2 protein-coding genes are annotated in these 1,291 nt (G+C 64.9%); one reads left to right on the top strand and one right to left on the bottom strand.

Annotation, left to right across the window (positions count from 1 at the left end):
• Positions 1-355 precede the first annotated feature (355 nt).
• Positions 356-478 carry a hypothetical protein gene (locus tag G6R25_RS29230; RefSeq protein ID WP_268904213.1) on the top strand — a complete coding sequence of 41 codons (123 nt, stop codon included), beginning with the start codon at positions 356-358 and terminating at the stop codon, positions 476-478.
• A 36-nt stretch (positions 479-514) separates the two neighbouring features.
• Here the strand turns inward: G6R25_RS29230 and G6R25_RS24025 are convergent, their stop codons facing one another.
• Positions 515-1,102: a TetR/AcrR family transcriptional regulator gene (locus G6R25_RS24025; RefSeq protein ID WP_165699250.1), complete on the bottom strand. Its 588-nt coding sequence runs from the start codon at positions 1,100-1,102 to the stop codon at positions 515-517.
• Between the last annotated feature and the right edge of the window lie 189 nt (positions 1,103-1,291).

Here is a 1,291-nt window from a genome sequence, read left to right as displayed (position 1 = left end):
CACACCAACACCACATTGATGTCACGCAAAGCGACAAAACGTTACCGGGAAAGGCTCAGTGTCCGCGTTGTCGTCTCTTCGAGTCGGCAGACGTCCTCGCCACCGCCTACGACACCGGTTCGTGCCTGTGACGTACTGGCCGCTGGCGTGTGGCACGTTTCGCTCGTATTCCGGTCCCACCCCAACCAGCCCACCCTGCACCAGCAATTGGCCGGCCTGCCCTGGCGGGCCGTCCCGAACGCCTCCCAGATACGCCGCCGCAGGCGCCGCCTGGACCAGCCGAAACGCTTGGGTCCGCGACGTCACCTACGACGAAGACCGCTCCCAGATCCGCACCGGCACCGGACCTGAAGTCATGGCTGCTCTGCGCAACGCCGCCATCCGCACACTCCGCATCACCGGCGTCACCAACATCGCCGCCAACCGCCACCACGCCCGCGACAGCACCCGACCACTGGCACTACTCGGCATCATCTAACGACTTTGCCGGTGCCCTGGGTGCCCATCGCACTACTTAAGGTAGTGGATGTGGTCTCCCGGGGATACGGGCGGCGGCTGCTGCGACGGTTGCCAGGTCTTCGCTCGAGAAGCCGGCGCGACTCAGCACCGCCAGGGATTTGTTCGTTGCCAGCGTGCACAACGCCAGCTCTGCCGTCTCCTGATCATCGGCCCCCGCCGCCAGCAACGCCTGCTCCAGCATCGTCCGCAAACCGCAGATCATGGCGCGGACCATCGCCTGGCCCTCCGCGTCGAGGGCCGGGAACTGCGTTGCCGACACCGTGAGCAGGCAGCCATCCGGGACCGTCGGGTCGGCGATGCGGTTCAGGGTGACCTGCAGGTAGGCGGCCACAACGACGCTCGGGCTCGGGTGGGGGCCGGACAGTGCCTGGTCGTATAGCGGGTGGTAGGTCTGCGCGTACCGTTGGAGGCTTTTCCGGAAGAGTGTGCTCTTGTCGCCGAAGGTGCCGTAGAGCGAGCTCCGGCCCAGGCCCGTGCCCTCGGTCAGGCGGTCGATCGAGGCCTCCGAATAGCCCCAGCGCCAGAAGACGTGCATCGCGCGTCGTAGCGCCTCGTCCACGTCGAATTGCTTGCGGCCCGCCATGGTTCGTCAGCTTACACATCTTGCACCGATCGTTTCAAGATGTGTAGGGTCGCCGGCATGACAAGTTGCACTGATCGTTCCACGATGAGTACGGTCGACGGCACGACAAGCTTGAGTTCGCTGCGGCTGCCCAACGGGTTCCCTGAGCCTTTCCCGGTAACGTTTCGTCGCTTTGCGTGACATCAATGT

The sequence above is a fragment of the Candidatus Frankia alpina genome (assembly GCF_902806485.1).
Taxonomy (GTDB): domain Bacteria; phylum Actinomycetota; class Actinomycetes; order Frankiales; family Frankiaceae; genus Frankia; species Frankia alpina.
Note: the sequence above shows the minus strand (reverse complement) of the source record. Positions and strands in the feature narration are given on the sequence as shown.

Excerpts from the sequence above, each read along its gene's own strand:
- G6R25_RS24025 (WP_165699250.1), bottom strand. The coding sequence starts at position 1,102 with ATGGCGGGCCGCAAGCAATTCGACGTGGACGAGGCGCTACGACGCGCG.
- G6R25_RS29230 (WP_268904213.1), top strand. The coding sequence starts at position 356 with ATGGCTGCTCTGCGCAACGCCGCCATCCGCACACTCCGCATCACCGGC.